Source organism: Maritimibacter alexandrii (assembly GCF_005871115.1).
Lineage (GTDB): Bacteria > Pseudomonadota > Alphaproteobacteria > Rhodobacterales > Rhodobacteraceae > Maritimibacter > Maritimibacter alkaliphilus.
On sequence record NZ_SWKQ01000019.1, the window covers coordinates 40,995 to 61,011 of the forward strand.

General features: G+C 65.7%; 22 protein-coding genes. 13 read left to right on the plus strand and 9 right to left on the minus strand.

The window, feature by feature from the left end; genetic code table 11:
• Window positions 1-25 precede the first annotated feature (25 nt).
• The 4 genes from FCT00_RS20890 to FCT00_RS20905 all read left to right on the plus strand — a co-directional run bounded on the left by FCT00_RS20890 (window position 26) and on the right by FCT00_RS20905 (window position 4,029).
• On the plus strand, window positions 26-370 hold the full coding sequence (locus tag FCT00_RS20890) for a CidA/LrgA family protein (protein ID WP_138424533.1): 345 nt from the start codon (window positions 26-28) through the stop codon (window positions 368-370).
• Entirely contained in the window at window positions 367-1,083 is a 717-nt protein-coding gene (locus FCT00_RS20895) for an LrgB family protein (protein WP_138424534.1), read from the plus strand. The genes FCT00_RS20890 and FCT00_RS20895 overlap by 4 nt, the downstream gene beginning before the upstream one ends.
• Window positions 1,084-1,094: 11 nt before the next feature.
• Window positions 1,095-1,703: a cob(I)yrinic acid a,c-diamide adenosyltransferase gene (gene cobO / locus FCT00_RS20900; protein WP_008331677.1), complete on the plus strand. Its 609-nt coding sequence runs from the start codon at window positions 1,095-1,097 to the stop codon at window positions 1,701-1,703.
• A 298-nt stretch (window positions 1,704-2,001) separates the two neighbouring features.
• On the plus strand, window positions 2,002-4,029 hold the full coding sequence (locus tag FCT00_RS20905) for an NADPH-dependent 2,4-dienoyl-CoA reductase (RefSeq protein WP_138424535.1): 2,028 nt from the start codon (window positions 2,002-2,004) through the stop codon (window positions 4,027-4,029).
• Between the two features lie 258 nt (window positions 4,030-4,287).
• Here the strand turns inward: FCT00_RS20905 and FCT00_RS20910 are convergent, their stop codons facing one another.
• From FCT00_RS20910 to argH, 4 genes are all read right to left on the minus strand, one after another.
• Entirely contained in the window at window positions 4,288-4,602 is a 315-nt protein-coding gene (locus tag FCT00_RS20910; protein ID WP_008331682.1) for a DUF2834 domain-containing protein, read from the minus strand.
• A gap of 7 nt (window positions 4,603-4,609) precedes the next feature.
• Window positions 4,610-5,692 carry a Leu/Phe/Val dehydrogenase gene (locus FCT00_RS20915; protein ID WP_138424536.1) on the minus strand — a complete coding sequence of 361 codons (1,083 nt, stop codon included), beginning with the start codon at window positions 5,690-5,692 and terminating at the stop codon, window positions 4,610-4,612.
• Window positions 5,693-5,958: 266 nt separating this feature from the next.
• Entirely contained in the window at window positions 5,959-6,312 is a 354-nt protein-coding gene (locus FCT00_RS20920) for a hypothetical protein (protein WP_008331690.1), read from the minus strand.
• A gap of 52 nt (window positions 6,313-6,364) precedes the next feature.
• A complete protein-coding gene (gene argH, locus FCT00_RS20925; protein WP_138424537.1) occupies window positions 6,365-7,765 on the minus strand; it encodes an argininosuccinate lyase in 1,401 nt (466 codons plus the stop codon).
• Window positions 7,766-7,788: 23 nt separating this feature from the next.
• Here argH and FCT00_RS20930 point away from each other — a divergent pair, with 23 nt between their 5' ends.
• The 3 genes from FCT00_RS20930 to FCT00_RS20940 all read left to right on the plus strand — a co-directional run bounded on the left by FCT00_RS20930 (window position 7,789) and on the right by FCT00_RS20940 (window position 9,805).
• A complete protein-coding gene (locus FCT00_RS20930) occupies window positions 7,789-8,346 on the plus strand; it encodes a TlpA family protein disulfide reductase (RefSeq protein ID WP_138424538.1) in 558 nt (185 codons plus the stop codon).
• A gap of 71 nt (window positions 8,347-8,417) precedes the next feature.
• Complete coding sequence (locus FCT00_RS20935) at window positions 8,418-8,807, plus strand: hypothetical protein (RefSeq protein ID WP_138424539.1); 390 nt, start codon at window positions 8,418-8,420, stop codon at window positions 8,805-8,807.
• Window positions 8,807-9,805, plus strand: coding sequence for a sterol desaturase family protein (locus FCT00_RS20940; protein ID WP_138424540.1), 999 nt, complete (start codon window positions 8,807-8,809; stop codon window positions 9,803-9,805). Before FCT00_RS20935 ends, FCT00_RS20940 begins: the two co-directional genes overlap by 1 nt.
• On the opposite strand, the gene FCT00_RS20945 is transcribed toward FCT00_RS20940, so the two are convergent.
• Both FCT00_RS20945 and FCT00_RS20950 read right to left on the minus strand, forming a co-directional pair.
• A complete protein-coding gene (locus FCT00_RS20945; protein ID WP_138424541.1) occupies window positions 9,739-10,518 on the minus strand; it encodes an acyl dehydratase in 780 nt (259 codons plus the stop codon). The two genes, FCT00_RS20940 and FCT00_RS20945, sit on opposite strands and share 67 nt — an antisense overlap.
• Entirely contained in the window at window positions 10,515-11,057 is a 543-nt protein-coding gene (locus FCT00_RS20950; RefSeq protein WP_138424542.1) for an NADPH-dependent FMN reductase, read from the minus strand. The genes FCT00_RS20945 and FCT00_RS20950 overlap by 4 nt, the downstream gene beginning before the upstream one ends.
• A 70-nt stretch (window positions 11,058-11,127) precedes the next feature.
• Here FCT00_RS20950 and FCT00_RS20955 point away from each other — a divergent pair, with 70 nt between their 5' ends.
• Complete coding sequence (locus tag FCT00_RS20955; protein WP_138424543.1) at window positions 11,128-12,765, plus strand: thiamine pyrophosphate-dependent enzyme; 1,638 nt, start codon at window positions 11,128-11,130, stop codon at window positions 12,763-12,765.
• 276 nt (window positions 12,766-13,041) lie between these two features.
• Here the strand turns inward: FCT00_RS20955 and FCT00_RS20960 are convergent, their stop codons facing one another.
• The 3 genes from FCT00_RS20960 to FCT00_RS20970 are packed head-to-tail and all read right to left on the minus strand — an operon-like array spanning window position 13,042 to window position 14,915.
• A complete protein-coding gene (locus FCT00_RS20960) occupies window positions 13,042-13,413 on the minus strand; it encodes a hypothetical protein (RefSeq protein WP_008331704.1) in 372 nt (123 codons plus the stop codon).
• A 1-nt stretch (window position 13,414) separates the two neighbouring features.
• On the minus strand, window positions 13,415-14,188 hold the full coding sequence (locus FCT00_RS20965; RefSeq protein ID WP_138424544.1) for a DUF6478 family protein: 774 nt from the start codon (window positions 14,186-14,188) through the stop codon (window positions 13,415-13,417).
• A gap of 55 nt (window positions 14,189-14,243) precedes the next feature.
• A complete protein-coding gene (locus tag FCT00_RS20970) occupies window positions 14,244-14,915 on the minus strand; it encodes a hypothetical protein (protein WP_138424545.1) in 672 nt (223 codons plus the stop codon).
• A gap of 119 nt (window positions 14,916-15,034) precedes the next feature.
• Between FCT00_RS20970 and FCT00_RS20975 the strand changes: the two genes are divergently transcribed.
• From FCT00_RS20975 to FCT00_RS21620, 5 genes are all read left to right on the plus strand, one after another.
• Window positions 15,035-15,949 carry a CPBP family intramembrane glutamic endopeptidase gene (locus FCT00_RS20975; protein ID WP_008331715.1) on the plus strand — a complete coding sequence of 305 codons (915 nt, stop codon included), beginning with the start codon at window positions 15,035-15,037 and terminating at the stop codon, window positions 15,947-15,949.
• A gap of 30 nt (window positions 15,950-15,979) precedes the next feature.
• Complete coding sequence (gene accD, locus FCT00_RS20980) at window positions 15,980-16,978, plus strand: acetyl-CoA carboxylase, carboxyltransferase subunit beta (RefSeq protein ID WP_138424546.1); 999 nt, start codon at window positions 15,980-15,982, stop codon at window positions 16,976-16,978.
• Window positions 16,979-17,010: 32 nt separating this feature from the next.
• Window positions 17,011-18,246: a bifunctional folylpolyglutamate synthase/dihydrofolate synthase gene (locus FCT00_RS20985; protein WP_138424558.1), complete on the plus strand. Its 1,236-nt coding sequence runs from the start codon at window positions 17,011-17,013 to the stop codon at window positions 18,244-18,246.
• A gap of 248 nt (window positions 18,247-18,494) precedes the next feature.
• A complete protein-coding gene (locus FCT00_RS20990) occupies window positions 18,495-19,124 on the plus strand; it encodes a rhodanese-like domain-containing protein (protein ID WP_008331719.1) in 630 nt (209 codons plus the stop codon).
• A gap of 13 nt (window positions 19,125-19,137) precedes the next feature.
• Window positions 19,138-19,992 carry a LysM peptidoglycan-binding domain-containing protein gene (locus tag FCT00_RS21620; protein WP_212748036.1) on the plus strand — a complete coding sequence of 285 codons (855 nt, stop codon included), beginning with the start codon at window positions 19,138-19,140 and terminating at the stop codon, window positions 19,990-19,992.
• The last annotated feature ends 25 nt before the right edge of the window (window positions 19,993-20,017 follow it).

Sequence of the window (20,017 nt, forward strand, 5' to 3'; positions counted from 1 at the left end):
CGGCGGACGCGCGAACGGGGACCCGATGATCCGAGCCATTGCCATCCTGCTGGGATACCAACTCGCCGGTGAAGTCACCGCGCGCGCCTTGGGGCTCAGCCTGCCCGGACCCGTGCTGGGGTTCGCCGCCCTGTTCCTGACGTTCCTTCTCTGGCCGCCGCTTCACGCGATGCTCGCGGACACGGCGCGCGGGCTGCTTGCGCATCTGTCGCTGCTCTTCGTCCCGGCTGGTGTCGGCATCGTCCGCCACATCTCGAGCCTCGGGGACCAAAGCGTCGCGGTTCTTGTCGCCATCGTCGCCTCGACCGCGCTGGCCATCGCCGCAGGCGCCACCGTCTTCGTCCTCGTCGACCGGGTGACGCGCCGATGACCGATTTCGCGGACATCTGGTCCTATCTGGCGCAAGGCCCGCTCCTGTGGCTGACCGCGACGCTGATCGCCTATCTCTTCGGGGCCTGGCTGCAAAAACAGTCGGGCACGAAGCCTTGGGTGAACCCGGTGCTGATCGCGGTCGCCCTGCTGGCGGGCGTGCTGGTCCTGACCGGCACGGCATACGAGACATATTTCGAGGGCGCGCAGTTCGTCCATTTCATGCTCGGCCCGGCAACGGTCGCGCTGGCGATCCCGCTTTACGACAACCGCGCACTCATCCGCGCCTCGGCGCTCCCGATGCTGGCCGCGCTGGTCACCGGGTCGCTGGTCGCCATCCTGTCGGCGCTCGCCATCGCCCGCGGTCTGGGCGTGTCCGGCGATGTCCTGATCTCGCTCGCCCCGAAATCCGCGACCGCCCCCGTGGCGCTGGGCGTGGCCGAGGCGATCGGCGGCTCGCCCACGCTCACGGCCGTGCTCGTGATCCTGACCGGGATCACCGGGGCCGTCATCGCCTCGCCCATCCTGAACCTCCTGCGCATCCGCGACGACCGCGCGCGTGGCTTCGCGCTCGGCACGGCAAGCCACGGCATCGGCACCGCCCGCGCGTTTCAGGAAAGCCAGACTTCCGGCGCTTTTTCGGGCGTCGCCATGGGGCTGAACGCCATCCTCACGGCGCTGATCGCCCCCGTCATCATCCGACTGTTCATCTGAGGGAGGACCGCATGAGCGAAGATACCGACCGCCACGCACAGAAAATGGCCAAGAAGAAAGCCGCGCGCGACAAGATCATGGCGACCAAGACCGAAGAAAAAGGGCTGGTCATCGTCCACACCGGCAAGGGCAAGGGCAAGTCGTCCTCGGCCTTCGGCATGATCTTCCGCGCCATCGCCCACGGGATGCCCTGCGCCGTGGTGCAGTTCATCAAGGGGGGCATGGGCACGGGCGAACGCGATCTGATCGAGCAAAACTTCTCGGACCTGTGCCAGTTTCACACCATGGGCGAAGGCTTCACGTGGGAAACGCAGGACAAGAGCCGCGACATCGAAATGGCGCAGGCGGCGTGGGAGAAATCGAAAGAGCTGATCCGCGACCCGAATATCCGCATGGTCCTTCTGGACGAGATCAACATCGCGCTGCGCTACGACTACATCGACATCTTCGAGGTCGTCGAATTCCTGACCAACGAAAAGCCCGAGATGACCCATGTGATCCTGACGGGCCGCAACGCCAAGGACGAATTGATCGAGCTTGCCGACCTCGCCACGGAAATGGAGCTGGTCAAGCATCCGTTCCGCTCCGGGGTGAAAGCGCAGGCGGGCATCGAATACTAGGCCGGGATCTTCCCCGCGGGGAAGTTTTTCCTTTAAAACCAAGTAAATGCGGCGTTCCGGTGAACGCAGCGCACGCAACGCCCCTTGGGCTTCTCTGTTTCAAAAAACCTTCGGGGGGAACGCGCGGCACGCGCGTAGGGGGCAGACAGCCCCCCTCCTCCCCCGCCGCCCGCGCCGCCGCCCGGCATAGGCGCCACCGCGACGGGGCGCAGCCCCGGCGCAATCCCTCCTGACGCAGCGTTGGGGAGTGACAGGGCACGCGCCGTCCCTATCCTCACTCAATCAAAGGGAGGCCTTCATGACCCAATATCCGCACCTGCTCGCCCCGCTCGACCTCGGCTTCACGACGCTGAAGAACCGCGTGCTCATGGGCTCCATGCACACCGGGCTCGAAGAGCGCGGCGACTGGAACCGGGTCGCGGAATACTACGCCGCCCGCGCGCGCGGCGGGGCCGCGCTGATGGTCACGGGCGGCATCGCGCCCAACGAAGAGGGCGGGGTGTTTCCGGGGGCGGCGGGGCTTTATACGCCCGAGGATATCGCGAACCACAAGGTCGTCACCGACCGGGTGCATGACGCGGGCGGCAAGATCGCGATGCAGATCCTCCACGCCGGGCGCTACGCCTACGGCCCCAAATGCGTTTCCGCCAGCCCGGCAAAATCCCCGATCTCCCCCTTCCCGCCCAAGGAGCTGGACGAAGAGGGGATCGAGAAACAGATCGCGGATTTCGTCACCTCCGCCACCCGCGCCCGCGAGGCGGGCTATGACGGGGTCGAGATCATGGGGTCCGAAGGCTATTTCATCAACCAGTTCATCGTCACCCACACCAACAAGCGCGAAGATCGCTGGGGCGGGTCGTATGAGAATCGCATCCGCCTGCCGATCGAGATCGTGCGCCGGGTCCGCGAAGCGGTGGGCGACGACTTCATCATCATCTACCGCCTGTCCATGATCGACCTCGTCCCGAACGGCTCCACCTTCGACGAAGTGGTTCAACTGGCGCAGGAGATCGAAAAGGCGGGCGCGACGATCATCAACACCGGCATCGGCTGGCACGAAGCCCGCGTGCCGACGATTGCGACCAGCGTGCCGCGCGCAGGCTGGGCCTGGGTCACGCAGAAGCTGATGGGAAAGGTGTCGATCCCGGTCATCACCTCGAACCGGATCAACACGCCGGAGGTGGCTGAGGAGCTGTTGTCCGAAGGGGCCGCAGACATGGTGTCGATGGCGCGGCCGTTCCTTGCGGATGCCGATTTCGTGGTGAAGGCCGCCGAGGATCGCGCGGACGAGATCGCGCCTTGCATCGCCTGCAATCAGGCCTGTCTGGACCATACGTTCTCGGGCAAGATGACCTCCTGCCTCGTGAACCCACGCGCCTGCCATGAGACGGAACTGGTGGTGGAGCCTGCGGCCACGCTCAAGTCCATCGCCGTCGTCGGGGCCGGGCCTGCGGGCTTGTCGGCTGCGTTGACCGCCGCCGAGCGCGGTCACAGGGTCACGCTTTTCGACAAGGCGGACCGGATCGGCGGGCAGCTTCACATGGCCGCCGCGATCCCCGGCAAGGAAGAGTTCATAGGGCTGATCGACTGGTTCAAGACGATGGTCGCCAAGTGGCAGATCGAGACGCGGCTGGGGGCCGAGGCCACCGCCGACGACCTCGCCGGTTTCGACGAGGTGATCGTGGCGACGGGCGTGACCCCGCGCGACCCGGGCATCGCCGGGCAGGACGGCGAAAACGTGCTGTCCTACATCGACGTGCTTTTGCACAAGGCCAAGGTGGGCGAGCGTGTCGCGATCATCGGCGCCGGCGGCATCGGGTTCGACGTGGCCGAGTTCCTGTCGCATCAGGGCACCAGCCCCGCGCTGGATCTGGACCTGTGGCGTGAAGAATGGGGCGTGACCGATCCCGCCGTGGCCGAGGGCGGGCTTGACCCCGAAGGCCCGCAGCCGGTGCCCTCGCCGCGCCAGATCACGCTGATGCAGCGCAAGGCCAAGGCGTTGGGCAAGGGGCTGGGCAAGACGACCGGGTGGATTCACCGCGCCTCGCTCAAGATGAAGGGAGTCGAGATGATGGGCGGCGTGAATTATGAGCGCATCGACGCGGACGGGCTGCACGTCTCGTCTGGCGAGACCCGCGAAGACCCACGCGTGATCGCGGCGGATACCATCGTGCTTTGTGCCGGACAGGTCAGCGAGCGCAGTCTGGCGGATGCGCTGGCGGAACGGGGTATCACAGCGCATGTCATCGGCGGGGCGGACGTGGCCGCCGAACTCGACGCCAAGCGTGCCATAGATCAGGGCACGCGGTTGGCCGCGTCTTTGTAGGGCGCGCTTGCGAGTGGTCGTTTCCTGACGAACGCGACGCTCACGCGCCGAGGCGCGCGGGCGATTGCGGTGTTTTCCGCAGACGGGACGCATGACGGGTCAGGGTGCGTTGTCGGGGGTCAAGGATACCAGAATCCTAGGATTCTAGAAACTTCAATACGTGAATGTAACCTGCTTTCAATAGCTTACACACCACGCCGCACCGCAAAAAGTTAACGCAGCCTCAACCGACCGACCACCAGAGCGCCCCGCCAGCCTTCAGACGGGCCGGGTGCGCAGGAACAGGTAGAGCGGAAAGCCGCAGGACACGCCGATGAACAGCGCAGCGGGAATCGCGAGCAATGCCGACCAGTTCCGGCGCACCGCCGTTTCGGCGATGATCCACACCGTCAGCGTCAGCCCGGCGATCATCAGGTCGATGGCCATGCCCGTCACCGCCGGACCTTGGGTCCATTGCGCGAACAGGCCGCCAAGACTGGCCCCCTCGGACGTGAGGTAGGTCAGGAAGTGCCACATCGGCCAGATGGCACCGACAATGGCGAGGATCAGGTAAAGAAGGCGCAGCTTTGACATGCCCCGATTACGTAGCGGGGGCGGGTTCGGATGCAACTGATCTTTCGCCTGCCGCGGCAAGCCGCTCCCGCACCATCTCGACCGCGACGGCCTGAGGCGTTTTACCGGAGGCCTTGGCACGGCGCAGAATCTCGGTCACGCGCTCTTGCAGCCCGTCCAGCTTGCCCTTGACCCAGTTCGGGTCATCGACGCCCGCGATCTCGGCGGCGACGTTCATGATGCCGCCCGCGTTCACCACGAAATCCGGCAGATAGGTGATGCCGCGCGCCGCCAGCGCGGTATCGAGGTCGTCGCGCGCCAGCTGGTTGTTGGCCGCCCCGGCGACAAGGCGCGCGCGCAGTTCGGGGATCGTGTCTTCGGACAGCACACCGCCCAGCGCACAGGGGGCAAAGACATCGCAGTCGGTGGCATGGATACGATCCGGGGCCACGACGGTGGCGCCGTAGCGCGTCCGCGCTTCTTCACAGCGGGCCGCCGCGATATCCGCGACGGTGAGTTGCGCCCCGGCGGCGGCAAGCCGGTCGCAAAGCGCGGTGCCCACGTGACCTAGGCCCTGCACCGCGACATGAAGCCCGGCAAGATCCTCGCACCCCGTCACCTCGCGCACGCCGGTTCGGATCGACTGGAACACACCCGTCGCCGTGACAGGCGAAGGGTCGCCGCTGGCATGTGCCCCGGTGGCGAGACCTGCGACGTGGCGCGTCTGGCTGCGCACCTCGGCCATGTCGGCGGGCGTGACACCCACATCCTCGGCGGTGGTATAGGCCCCGTTCAGCCGCTCGACCGCACGCCCGAAGGCCCGCATCAGTTCCGGCGTCTTCTTCTGCCCTTCGGCCAGCATGATGACGGCCTTGCCCCCGCCAAGGTCCAACCCGGCGGCGGCGTTCTTGAACGTCATGCCGCGCGACAGGCGCAGCGCGTCGGCAAGCGCCGCACCTTCGGTCGGATAGGTCCAGACGCGGCACCCGCCCGCCGCAGGGCCGAGCGCACTGGAATGAATGGCGATGATGGCGTTCAGCCCGGACGGTTCGTCATGGGCGAACACCACCGTTTCATGGGCGTCGAAATCGAGATGCTGGAACACGGTCATGCGGGCCTCCTCTCCTGCAATCCGGGTCGGGGTCGTGCAGCCCCTGCGGCCAGCCTACGCCTCAAGCCATTGAGAAAAAGACACTTTCGCGTGGTTCCGGCAGCAATCTGCCCAGCCGTTCGATCCTTTCGCCGAGGCAACGCAATGCGACCGATCGGACCTTTGCGCGCCACGATCACGCAGGAAAATTGCGCCAATCCGGAAAGGTATCGGGCTGGTGTTGCGTGCGGACTGCACGCAAAGCGAATCGCCCAAGCGGTTCGGCGTCAGCCGTTGCCCGGCGGCTCCAGTCGGATGAGAACCGAGAAGGGTTCGGGCGCGGCAGCGCGCATCACCTGAAACACCCGCACTTCAAGTGTCTTGGGCAGCCCCGCCATGAACATCCGGTCCGAGCGGGCATCGTAATAACCGGGAACCGAAACGGCGGTGTTCTGGCCGCGCACGACTTCGATCGACAGGTTGTTCGAGGGAAGCGTTTCAAAGGTGTAGCACAGCGCACCATCCGCAGGCGCTTCGCCTTCGATCGTGGTGTCGCCGTCCAGCGTGATGGTTTCGCAATCGGCAAGGGCCGCAGAGGCGAAGAGCGTGACCGTCGCGGTCAGGAGAGCACGTATCAACATGCGCGGTTCAATGGCGGCTTTCGCGCACGGGGTAAAGACCCGCACCATCGGATCAGCCGAGAGCCGCCCGCCAACGGGCGATCTGTTCCCGCACGCGCACGGGGGCGGTGCCACCGTAGGACTGACGCGAGGCGACGGAGGCTTCGACCGTCAGCACGTCGAACACGCCTTCGTTGATGTCCGCGTGAACCGTCTGCATGTCGGCGAGCGAAAGGTCCGGCAGGTCGCAACCCTTGCCCTCGGCCATTGCGACGAGCGACCCGGTGACGTGGTGGGCATCGCGGAACGGCAGGCCCAGTTCGCGCACCAGCCAGTCGGCAAGGTCGGTCGCGGTCGAGAAGCCCGAGGATGCAGCGGCGGCCAGCGCCGCGCGATTGGCGGTCAGGTCGCTGACCATGCCCGTCATCGCGGCAAGCGACAGCATCAGGTTGTCGGCGGCGTCGAACACCTGTTCCTTGTCTTCCTGCATGTCCTTGGAATAGGCGAGCGGCAGGCCCTTCATCACCGTGAAAAGCGCCACCATCGCCCCCATGATCCGCCCGATCTTGGCGCGGATCAGTTCGGCGGCGTCCGGGTTCTTTTTCTGCGGCATGATCGACGAGCCGGTCGAGAAGCGGTCGGACAGCGTCACGAAGCGGAACTGAGCCGAGGACCAGATCACCAGCTCTTCCGAGAAGCGGCTGAGGTGGACGGCGCAGATCGTAGCGTTCGACAGGAATTCGAGCGCGTGGTCGCGGTCGGACACGGCGTCGAGCGAGTTGGCCATGGGCCGGTCGAAGCCCAGCGCCTCGGCGGTCATGTGGCGGTCGGTCGGAAAGCCCGTGCCGGCGAGCGCGGCAGCGCCCAAGGGCGACTCGTTCATCCGGCGGCGCGCATCCTCGAACCGGGATTTGTCGCGCGCGAACATCTCGACATAGGCCATCATGTGGTGGCCCCATGTGACCGGCTGCGCGGTTTGCAGATGGGTGAAGCCGGGCATGACCCAGTCGGCCCCCGCCTCGGCCTGATCCAGAAACGCGCGGATCAGCGCGTCGAGGCCCTCAATCGCCGCATCCACCTGATCGCGGACCCAGAGGCGGAAATCGGTTGCCACCTGATCGTTGCGCGAGCGCGCGGTGTGGAGCCGTCCGGCAGGCTCGCCGATGAGCTCTTTCAGCCGCGCTTCCACGTTCATGTGGATGTCTTCGAGCGCCGCCGAAAACTGGAACTCGCCGTTCTCGATTTCTGACAGTACCGTGAGCAGCCCTTCCCGGATCGCCTCGGCATCGTTATCCGTAATGATGCCTGTCGCCGCGAGCATCGCGGCATGGGCGCGAGAGCCGGTGATGTCCTGGGGGGCCAGCCGCTTGTCGTAGCCGATCGACGCATTGATCGCTTCCATGATCGCGTCGGGGCCTGCGGCAAAGCGACCGCCCCACATGGCGTTAGCGGTTTTTTTGTTGTTGTCTGTCATGGCGAAAGGCCTCGGAGAACCGGATGAACATTCGAACGCTGCTATACGCGGCCCTCATGCTGGGTGCAAACGCCGCCTTCGCCGACACCGCCGCGCTGGAGGCGCTGAAGGACGGGGACATGAAGAAGCTCATGTTTTCCGAAGCGAAACCTGCGGGCACGGCGACGTTTACCGATACCGAGGGCAACGAGGTGTCGCTGGCCGACTATCGCGGCAAGGTCGTGCTTCTGAACTTCTGGGCGACATGGTGCGCGCCCTGCCGCCATGAGATGCCGATGCTGGATGCGCTTCAGGCGGAATATGGCGGCGACGATTTTCAGGTCGTGACCGTGGCCACGGGCCGCAACAAGGAAATGGCGATCGTCAAATTCTTCGAAGAGATCGGCGTCGAACATCTGCCCATCCTCATGGACCCGAAACAGGGGCTGGCCCGCGAGATGGGCGTGATGGGCCTGCCGGTGACCGTCCTGCTCGACCGCGAGGGCAACGAGGTCGCGCGCATGATGGGCGATGCGGACTGGTCGTCGGACAGCGCCATGGCCATCATCGCGGCGATGATCGAACAAGGCGCGGGATCGTAACCCGGTTTCCGTAGCGCCAAGATTGACAGGGCGGCGCTCTCCCGCTTCCTTTGAAGGCGGAGGATTTCACCATGCCGCTTTGGCTTCTGGGCACCATCGTCGTCGTCGGGCTGGCCGCGATCTGGCTGATCATGCGGGTCTATGGCTTCGACCGGCCGCTGGTGCTGACACATGACATCGCGGCGGAGGAATTCGCGACCGACAACCCCGGCCTCGTGCCCGAGGACATCCACCTTGCCAAATCAGGACAATCCGCGCTGATCCATGCCGGCGGGTCCACCTATGTCCTCTGGGTCATGGGGCAGGATGTGGCGACCCACAACGTCGCCCGCGCACGGGTGAGCGAGGCCGACACCGGCCTGACCCTGCGCCTGCCCGACTTCGCGGCACCCCGCGTGACGCTCACCCTGACGGAAGATGAGAAGGCGAGGTGGAAACCGATGATCGAGGAGGCCGCCTGATGGACCTGTCGTCCCTAACCTATCCCGACGTGGTGTCGCTTGCGGTGCCCTTTTTCGTCGCCGCCGTGATCTTCGAAGTTACGTGGATTTTCGTGAAGAAGCGCGGCGGGCGGTACGAGGCGCGCGATGCCATGACATCGCTCGCCATGGGCGTGGGCAACGTGGTCGTAGGAATCCTTCTGGGCTTCATCACCTACGGGTTCCTGATGTGGCTGTGGGAGATCACGCCGCTCGATCTGGGCACGAGCGTCTGGGTCGTCGCGCTGTGCTTCGTGCTGGACGATCTGCGGTATTACTGGGTGCATCGCTTCGGGCACCGCATCCGCTGGGTCTGGGCCAGCCACGTGAACCACCATTCCAGCCAGCAATACAACCTGACCACGGCGCTCAGGCAGACGTGGACCGGAACGTTCACCTTCATGATGCTCCTGTCCGCGCCGTTGGTGCTGCTTGGCTTTCACCCGGCGATGATCCTGTTCGTCGGCGGGCTGAACCTGATCTACCAGTTCTGGATTCACACCGAGGCGATCGACAAGATGCCGCGCTGGTTCGAGGCGGTGATGAACACGCCCTCGCACCACCGGGTGCATCATGGCCGCAACCCGCGCTATCTGGATGCCAACTATGCGGGCGTCTTCATCGTCTGGGACAAGCTGTTCGGCACCTTCGTGCCCGAGCAGGCGGACGACAGGCCGGACTATGGCCTCGTCCACAACATCGGGACGTTCAATCCCTTCCGGGTCGCGTTCCACGAATGGGTCGCGATCTTTCGCGACTGGCGGCAACCGGGGCTGACCCTGTGGGACCGGCTGCGCTATGCCGTGATGCCCCCCGGCTGGCGCCATGACGGCAGCGGCGGCGGATCGGAACGGCTCAAGGCCGACTACGTCGCCAAGCATCCCGATGCGGCGGGCACGCCGGGGTTCGAAAATTACCCGGCGTCCGCCACGGCCTCCATCACGACCCGGCCATCGGGTGCGCGCGCCCAAAGCTCCTGACCGGACCTGCAAAGCGTCAGGGCTTCGTAATGCCCGAGCGGCGAGGCGGCGCGGAACGAGAACCCTACGAGCGATCCAAGCTCCCGCACCGCCTTGAGCATCAGGTGCTGGGCGATGAGCGGCCCGTGGGTGACGAGGCCCGGATACATCTCGACCTCGCGCGCATAATCCAGATCGTAGTGAATCCGGTGGCCGTTGAAGGTGAGCGCCGAGTAGCGAAACAGCGTCGTCGTCGTGACCGAAACCTCTTCGCCCTGCGCATCGGCGGGTGCGGCGCGAGTCGTGGGCGCGGGCGCGTCGGGCGATGGGTCTTCGCGATAGACGAGATCCTGAAACTCGCGGATGCAGAGCGTGCCGTCTTGCGAAATGTCGTGGCGCAGAGTGACGAACGCCAGCGGACCCGTGCGACCGTCTTTGCGGGTGGTTGTTTCGATGGACGACACCTTTTCCGCCGGAACGCCCGCGCGAAAGGGCGCGGCGAATTCAAGCCGCCCACCGGCCCACATCCGGCGCGGCAGGCCCATGTCCGGGATCAACCCGACGCCGGTTTTCGGATGCCCGTCCCGGCCCAGCGCCTCTGCCGGCTGCGGTTCCCAGAAATATATCTGGTGAAAGAAGGGCGGCAGCGCATCCCCCGGCGCGAACCGGTCCGGCAACCCAAGCGTCACCGCCAGCGCATCGGCGCGGGCCGGATCGACGACGTCCGAGATCACTTTTCCACCTCGGCCCGCAGCTTTTCCATCAGCTGCGTCAGGAACTTGACCGACACCTCGTCTTTCAGCTGACCATCCGCGCCGAACGCCTCGCTCGAATTTCCGATGAACACCTCGGGGCCATAGACGAGGTTCGACCGGAACGGCATCATGCACAGGATCAGGTTGTGCATCATCCGCTCGCCGCCCGCACGCCCGTCCGACGCGGCGATCAGGCTGACCGGCTTGTCCGCCCACGGGTTGCCCTTGACCCGGCTCACCCAGTCGAGCGCGTTCTTCAGAACGCCGGGGATGTTCTTGTTGTACTCGGGCGACGAGATCACCACGGCATCCGCCGCGCCGATCTGTTCGTGCAGTTTGAGCACCGCGTCCGGAATGCCCGGCCCATCCTGAATGTCCTGATTGAACACGGGAAAGTCGATGTCGGCGTCGACGTAGTCGCAGGGACCGAAGGCGCGCGCGGCCTCCTTCAGCAGCAGCCGGTTGGTCGAGGCTTTACGCAGCGCGCCGGGAATGCCAAGCAGGATCGGGTCAGACATATGCTCTCCTGTCGTTTCTGTCTTGGTAGGAAACGAGGCGGCGCGGGGGAAGGTTCAAAAAGAGGTGCCCATGCGTCACGGCGGCCAGATTCTCGTCGATCAGCTCAAGATACAAGGCGTGCGGCGGGTGTTTTCCGTGCCGGGCGAAAGCTTCCTCGCCGCGCTGGACGGGCTGTATCAGTCGGGGATCGAGAACGTCGTCTGCCGGCAGGAGGGCGGGGCCGCGATCATGGCCGAGGCGCATGGCAAGCTCACCGGTGCGCCCGGCGTGCTGTTCGTCACGCGCGGGCCGGGAGCGACGAACGCGTCGTCCGGCATCCACGTGGCGAAACACGATTCGACGCCGATGGTCGTGTTCGTCGGGCAGGTGGCGCGGGATCACCGCGACCGCGATGCGTTTCAGGAGGTGGATTACGTCCAAATGTTCCAAGGCCTCGCCAAATGGGTGGCCGAGGTGAACCAGACCGAGCGGCTGCCGGAATACATTTCGCGTGCGTTCCATGTCGCGCAGTCCGGTCGGCCGGGGCCGGTGGTGCTGGCCCTGCCGGAAGACATGCTGTCGGCCACCGCCGAGGTTGCCGACATTGCCGCGCGGGCCGAGGTTCCGGTGGCTGTCGCGCCGGAGACCGTGGGGGCTGTCGCCGCGCTGCTGGACGAGGCCGCGCGCCCGCTGGTCATCGCGGGCGGGCCGGGCTGGTCGGACCGGGCAGCGGCGGACCTGGAGGCCTTCGCAGAGGCGCAGGGCATCCCCGTTGCGCTGTCGTTCAGGCGGCAGGACTACATGGACAACGGACATGCGAATTACGTGGGGGACTTGTCGGTCGGGATGCGGCCGGGGCTGAAGCGGGCGCTGGACGAGGCCGATCTTCTGTTGGTGCTGGGGTCGCGTTTCGGCGACATCACATCGAACGCCTATGCCCGCACGCCGGGTGCGCCGGGGCCGCGTATCGTCCATGTGCACCCGGACCCGGACGAGGTCGGGCGGGTCTATCGCCCGGACCTGAGCGTCCCGGCGGCGGCCCCCGCGATGCTGGCCGCTCTGGCCCGGCTGGACGGCACCCGGCGCAACGACCGTGCCGACTGGACCGCATCGCTCCGGGCCGATTACGAGGCGTATGTGCAACCGGTCGAGACGCCGGGCGCGGTCAAGCTGGAACAGGTGGTGCTGACGCTTCAGGACATGATCCCCGAAGGCGCGGCGCTGACGAACGGGGCGGGCAATTTCAACATCTGGCTGCATCGGTATTTCCGGTTCTCCCGCCGGAACCGCTATCTCGGCGCGACCTCGGGCAGCATGGGCTATGGATTTCCGGCGGCCATCGCGGCGGCGCTGGAGACCGGGCGACCGTCGATCTGCTGGGCCGGGGACGGCGACTTCCAGATGACGCTGAACGAAATGTCGACAGCGGTGCAACATGGCGCGCAGGTGGTGGTGCTGGTGGCAAACAACGGCCGCTACGGCACGATCCGCGCGCATCAGGAACGGGCCTATCCGGGGCGCGTGTCTGGCACCGATCTTGCGGCACCCGACTTCGCCGCGCTGGCGCGCGCCTATGGCGGCTTCGGCGCGATGGTGGCAGCGCAGGAGGATTTCGCGCCCGCCTTCGAGGCCGCCCTCGCCTCGGGTGGGCTCGCGGTCATCGACCTGAAGCTCGACCCCGAGGCGCTCACCCCCGGCCAGACGCTGACCGAGGTGCGCGGCTTCTGAGCTGATGAGGGGTTGCGCCGCGGCTCCGCCGCGTCGCAACGGGCCTCGCTTCGCTCGGCGGTGCGCTTGCCCACGGTCAGCGCGTGGATGACCGACGTGGAGGGGGGGCTGTCTGCCCCCCACGCGCTTCGCGCGTTCCCCCCGAAGGTTTCTTGAAACAGAGAAGCAGGACGGGCGGCGCTTTCCCCTTCTCTGTTTCTAAAAACCTCGGAGGGGGTCTGGGGGAGGCTGGCCTCCCCCAGCGGGTCGACCGGGCGCAAGCCCGGGCGAAATCCTTCAGGAGGTCTCGACGCAGTGGCGGCGGAAGGCGCGTTTCAGCATGTCGAGTTCGGCGCGCAGAAGCTCCATCTCGGCGCGGAAATCTTCGTCCAGCGGCTGACCGGTGACGACCGTGAAGCTTGCGAGCCGTTCGTCGGTCGCCTTGTTCGCGATCAGGAAGGTCTGCACGCCTTCCGACAAAAGCTCGGCGGGGATCGGGACGGCGACGCGGAACTGGCCTTCGACCTCGGGATCTTCGCGCAGGGTCGCGCCCTCGATGCCTTGTCCGTTATGCGTGACGGTGATGTCGGGCGGCGTGTCGGCCCCGGTCAGCACCCCCTCCCATACGCCCGCGTGAATGCGCGTCTTGGTCAGCACGATCTCGGCCATCTTACACCTCCGCCCGCGGGCGGCGTGAGAAGTTCACGTCCCGCAGCATCACCTGATTCATTTCCGGCCCCTCGAAGATCAGGTCGACCCAGGCCCGCTCCACCCGCTTTTCGTTGAGCTTGGTGTAGGCGAGGTCGAAGTCGACTGAAAGCTCCCGGTCCGACAGGGGCAGTTCGCGCACCATCTGTTCGGTGTTGGGACCGTGCTGGATGTTGAGGCGCGCGAAGATTTCCAGTGGCTTTTCGGTTTCCACCACCGCGTTCATGCGGATCAGGTGCTTGCGCCCCAGCCCCCGCATCGCGCTTTCCGGCAGATCGACGACCAGCGACAGGAACGAGCCGTCGAATTGGAACACGTCCATGCGCAGGCCATAGGGGGCGAGGTCGTCCTCATGCGTGTTGCGAAGCTGGCGGACTGTGAGTTCCGAGATCCGGCAGTCATGAAAGATCTTCACCTCGTCGCCGAAGCCGGTCTTGCTTTCCACCGCGGCCTGACCGGGCGGGAAGATCGGGCCGCGCCACAGCTCGGGCCGCCACGACCAGTCGGAATGGAGCGGTTTGGAAAACGCGTTCGACCCGATGAGGGGCAGCGCGAGGCGGCCGTTCGAGACGTAGAGCAGCCGGTCGGTGACCTGCCGAAGCTCCAACGCGCGCAGGCGGACCCGGCGCAGGCGGTCGAGGCCCATGTCATCCGCCGCCGCTGCGATCTTGCGCCAGCGTCGCATGACGAGGTGATGGAGCATCGCATCGAAGGGGCCGAAGGCGCGGTTGGACATCGGTTATTGTTTACCTTTCGTGAACAATGGCGTCATCTACACCAGAATTATTGACCTAAAGCAAACGGTTGAGAAGGCTGCGGAGGCCCTTGTCGCCGGTGGACACACCCGTTTTTGACGGCGGCGCGGGGCGGGATTTCGGTGAGGCCCGGCGCACCGCCTTGGTGAAGGCGAGCAGGAGCGACTTGCCGGCCGCCGGGTCGAGCGGGGTGGCGGCGGTGCCGGACACGGTGAGCGTGACCAGCGCACCGGACTGTGGAAAGACCGCGCGCCAGTAATCTTCGGACAGGTCGATCGTGTCGCCGTCGCGGGCGCGGATCACCAAAAGGTCGTCCGTCTGCTCGAAAGACGCAACCGAGACGCGGTCGGACGATCCGCTGCGCGAGAGCGTGGCTTTTCCCTCCGGTCCCCGCAGAATGTCGGCAAGCGCCGCCATCTGGTTCGGGCCGAGATCCCCCGCACCGGGCGCGACCGCTGCCGTCAGAACCGCAGGGGCGACCGGGTTCGGCCCCGCCCCTTCGATCCCCGGACAGGTACCGTAAAGCAGGAAGGCACCTGATGGGCCTTCGCGCCGTTGCGTGGGGTCGAGGCAGTAGCCGCGCGGCGCGGCGATCACGACCTGACCCCCGAAGACAGGTGTCCCGGCCCCCGGTCCGGCGGTCTGGCCGCCACAACCCGCCAGCAGAAATAAGGCCGCGACCAGCCCTGATTTCGCGCGCATCGTCATGCTTTTTAGTCCCGGAACCATGGGGCGACGGGATAGGTCGCGCGGCGGTGCGATGCAAGCCGACCTTGTGACCGGTGATGTGTTCACTATGTTCGTGAAACGAGAACGCGGAGTGATGAATGCAGGATTTCTGGTCCCCAGCCCTGCCGAAAGTGCAGATCTGGCGCACGGCGCTGGGCTTCGTCCTGCTGATCGCGATGTTCTTCGCGGCCACCTTCGCGCTGTTCGAGGTCGGGTCACGGCTGATCTCGTCCGACCCGGCCACCATGCTGGGCGGTGGCAATCCGGCGAGCGCGTCGATCTTCTTCGCGACCTTCATCGGGTTCCATATCGGCTTGCTGATCGTCCTGCCGCTTTTGCACAAGCGAAGCTACCCGACGCTGTTCGGGCCGACCCGGCGACTAAACCTGCGCCATTTCGCGATCGGGACCGCGGTGACGCTTGCGCTTGCGACCTTTCTTTACGGCGTGATGTTCGTCGAGCGGGTGTTCCTGCCCGATGGTGTCGAACCGACGGTGCGCCAGATCAGGCCGCTGTCCGACTGGCTGGTCTGGCTTGTCCCGGCCATCGTTCTGATCTTTCTGCAAACCTTCGCGGAAGAAGCGCTGTTTCGCGGCTACCTGCTGCAACAACTGCGTGCGCGGTTCGCCAGCGTGTTCGTCTGGGCCGTGCTGCCGTCGTTCATCTTCGGTCTGTTGCACTTCGACGCGTCGACATATGGCACGATGAACGCGCTCGCCTATGTCATCAACACGACCACGACCGGCATTCTCCTGTGTCTCATCACGATCCGCACCGGCAACCTCGGCGCCGCGGCGGGGCTGCATTTCGGGAACAACGCGGCGCTCATCATGATCGGCATCGACGGCAATCTCGACGGCTTCTCGCTGTTCGTCGTGGGGATGGAGCTGGAGTCGGGCTATACCGCCTATTCCATCCTCAGCCAGACCGCGTTCACGCTGGTTCTGTTCACGATCTGGTGGTTCTGGATGAACCGCCGGGACAAGATTGCAAAGGCGGGCCTCCCGGCATAGGTAGGGCGCGAACGTGGCAAGGAAGGCGCGATGAACTGGATTTCCAACTACGTCCGGCCCCGGATCAACTCGCTGTTTTCGCGGCGGGAGGTGCCGGAGAACCTGTGGATCAAGTGCCCCGAATGCGGGACCATGCTGTTTCACCGGGAGTTATCGGACAATCTGAATGTCTGTTCCAACTGCGATCACCACATGGCGATCACGCCGCGCGAACGCTTTGCCAAGCTCTTTGACGGCGGCACCTTCGCCGAGGTGAGCGTGCCCGCGCCGATCGACGATCCGCTCAAGTTCAAGGATCAGAAGAAATACCCCGACCGGATGAAGGCCGCGCAGAAGGCGACCGGCGAGAAAGAAGCGATGCTGGTCGCCGAGGGCGAGATCGGGCGCACGCCCATCGTCGCGGCCTGTCAGGACTTTTCCTTCATGGGCGGCTCCATGGGGATGTACGTAGGCAACGCGATCATCGCCGCCGCCGAACGGGCGGTGAAGCTGAAGCGCCCGCTCGTCCTGTTCTCCGCCGCCGGGGGTGCGCGGATGCAGGAGGGTATCCTGAGCCTCATGCAGATGCCGCGCACGACGGTCGCCGTGCAGATGCTGAAAGAGGCGGGGCTTCCCTATATCGTCGTTCTGACCCATCCGACCACGGGTGGTGTGACCGCGTCCTACGCGATGCTGGGCGACGTGCAGATTTCCGAGCCGAACGCGCTCATCTGTTTCGCAGGCCCCCGCGTGATCGAACAGACGATCCGCGAAAAGCTGCCGGAAGGGTTCCAGCGGGCCGAATATCTGCTCGACCACGGGATGCTCGACCGGGTGACGCATCGCAAGGAGTTGCGCGAAGAGCTTATCACCATCCTGCGGATGCTTCTGGGTCAGGGGCCTGCGGTGCGCGGCGATCTGCCTGCGCCGGAGCCGAAAAAGGCCGACGCCAAGGCCGAGCCGAAACCTGCCCCCAAGCCTGAGGCAAAGGCTGAACCGGCTAAGCCCGCGCAGCAAAAATCTGCGCCGAAAGAGGCGCCGAAGAAGTGAGCAAGGCAGGCTCGGACGTCATCCTCGACCGGATGATGTCGCTTCACCCCAAGGTGATCGACCTGACGCTGGACCGTGTCTGGCGGCTGCTTGCGGCGTTGGATCACCCGGAGCGGCGTCTGCCCCCCGTCATCCATATCGCCGGGACCAACGGCAAGGGGTCGACGCTGGCCATGCTGCGGGCCGGGCTGGAGGGGGCGGGCAAGACCTGCCATGCCTATACCTCGCCCCACCTCGCCCGGTTTCACGAACGCATCCGCCTTGCAGGTGAGTTGATCTCGGAAGATCATCTGACCGAGGTGCTGGACCGCTGTTACGCTGCGAACGGCGGCGAGAGCATCACCTATTTCGAGATCACGACGGTCGCGGGGCTGCTCGCCTTTTCCGAAACCCCGGCGGATTACACGCTGCTCGAGGTCGGGCTTGGCGGACGGCTGGACGCGACGAACGTGATCGCGCCGGAACTGACGGTCATTACGCCGGTCTCGATCGACCACACGCAATTTCTGGGCGACACGCTCGCCGCCATCGCGGGAGAAAAGGCCGGGATCATCAAGCGCGGCGTGCCTTGCGTGGTCGGCCCGCAAGAAGATACGGCGCTCGAGGTGATCGAGGCCACGGCGGAGCGGCTGGGTGCCCCGCTGCTCGTCCATGGCCAGCATTGGCAGGTCTGGGAAGAACGTGGTCGGCTGATCTATCAGGATGAAAGCGGTCTGCTCGACCTGCCCCGGCCTGCCCTGTTGGGCAAGCATCAGATCATGAACGCGGGCGCGGCGCTGGCCGGGCTGCGCGCGCTCGGCTTTGGCGAAGAGGCCTGCGAGGCGGCGATGACCAACGCGACCTGGCCCGCGCGGATGCAGCGTCTGCGCGAGGGGCCACTGGTCGAGGCCGCCGGAAGCGGCGAGCTGTGGCTCGACGGCGGGCACAACCCGGCGGCGGGCGAGGCGTTGGCAAAGGCGCTCGCCTCCATGACCGACCGGCCTTTGCACCTGATCTGCGGCATGTTGAACACCAAGGATATCACCGGGTTCATGCGCCCTCTGGCAGATGTCGCGAAAGACCTGCGGGCGGTGTCGATCCCCGGCGAGGCCGCGACCCTGAGCGCTGAGGAAACGGCCGCATTCGCACGTGGCGCGGGGCTTGACGCGCGCACCGCCCCGGACGTGGGCACGGCGATCCGCGAGATCGTCGCCGATGACGCGCACGCGCGCATCCTAATCTGCGGCTCGCTGTATCTGGCGGGCGCCATCCTGCGCGAAAACGGCTGAGATCTGTGGCGAAAATGACTCGCCCCGCCTAATTCTTCGGGCGCGTTTCGGGCCATTTCTGCTATCGAGCCGCTTCAAGCGACTGGCAGGACTCACTTTTTCGACCGTTTCCGCCCTGCGCCGCGAATCACACGAAATATTGACCGATTCGGGTGATTCGCCCAAGATGTTGAACATTCAGGACGATGCCGGGCTGCCACCCGGCGGCATTAAACCTGTCGAGCAGGACAGGAACAGGGGGACAAACGATGCTTCGGCTGCTCTTGGGCGCCTTTCTGGCGCTTGTGATCACAAACAATGAAATCCTGGCGCAAGAGGTGCGGATCACGCCCGATACCTCGTCCTTCTCTGTTGAAGTGGGCGGAAAGCTCCTCACCATCGAGCGCATTCAGGACACAAGTCACAAGCTCACCACGGAGTTCACGAAGACATCGCGCCCCTGCCCGCCGTTTTGCATTCACCCGATCTCGGCAGCACCGGGTGTGGCGACGGTGGGCGAACTCGAAGTCATCGACTTCATCGAAAGTGCGGTGGCCAAGGGCACGGGGCTGTTGATCGACAGCCGCCTACCCGAGTGGTTCGCGAAGGGCACGATCCCCGGTGCAGTGAACGTGCCCTTCTCGACCCTCGAACCGTCGAACCCCTATCGCGACCAGATCCTTCAGGCTTTGGGCGGGGCCAAGGCGGGCGCGGGATGGGATTTCACCTCGGCGCGAAACCTCACGCTGTTCTGCAACGGGCCGTGGTGCGACCAGAGCCCACGCGCGATCCGCAACCTTGTGGACGCGGGCTATCCCACCGAGAAAATCCAGTATTATCGCGGCGGTATGCAGCTTTGGCTGCTGCTCGGTCTGACCGTCCAGACCCCCAGCGCATAAGGGAGGAGGCGCCATGTTCCGCATCCTCATCCTTGTCGCCGGGTTCCTGATCGCCGTTACGGGCATGCTCTGGATGCAGGGCAACCGCGACCCCCGCGACCTTGCCGCCGTCGCCCCGGACCTCGCCGATGTCGAGATCGAGAACGTGGCGCAAATGTCGGCCACGACGACCCGGCCCACGCCTGCACCGGCGTCGGTGGACATCGCGGCGCTGACCGATGCCGTGCGCGCCTCGGTCGCGCCCGACCCGGCGGCGGAACCGGCGCCTGCCGCCACGGCGGACGATGGGTTGGCCGCCCTGACCAGCAGCGTCCTTGCCGGCCTCGGCACCCCCGCACCCGCCGCGCCGCTGACCGGCGACAGCGGGATGGAAGCCGCGACCGCTGCCGTGCTTGCAAGCCTGAACGGGATGGCCGCGCCAACGGCACGCCCCCCGCAGGACCTGAACGCCCTCATCGCCCAATCCATGCGGGCGGGCGAAAGCGATGCGTATATGGACGCGCTCCTGAACGAAGCCGTGGCATCCGGCGCGGTGCAGGTGCCGGACTCGCTTATCACCGCCGAGGGTCGGGTGGATACACGCACCCTGCTCGCCTCGATCGTGCAGCAATCCCTGGGCACGGCAGAGGACGCGACCATTCAGGCCATCGCAGCCGAAGCCGGGGCCACCACCGCCGCCACGCCGATGGTGCAGGAGGTGTCGGGCGAGCGGATCTATACCGTCGAGAGCGGCGACAGCCTGGCCTATATCGCGCTGGTTTTTTACCGCGACGCGGCCCAATACGAACGGATTTACGAGGCGAACCGAGACGTGCTCGCCAACCCCAGCCTCATTCGCGTGGGACAGAAACTGCGCATACCCGGATAACAGGCAAGACGAAGCAGGAGACTTG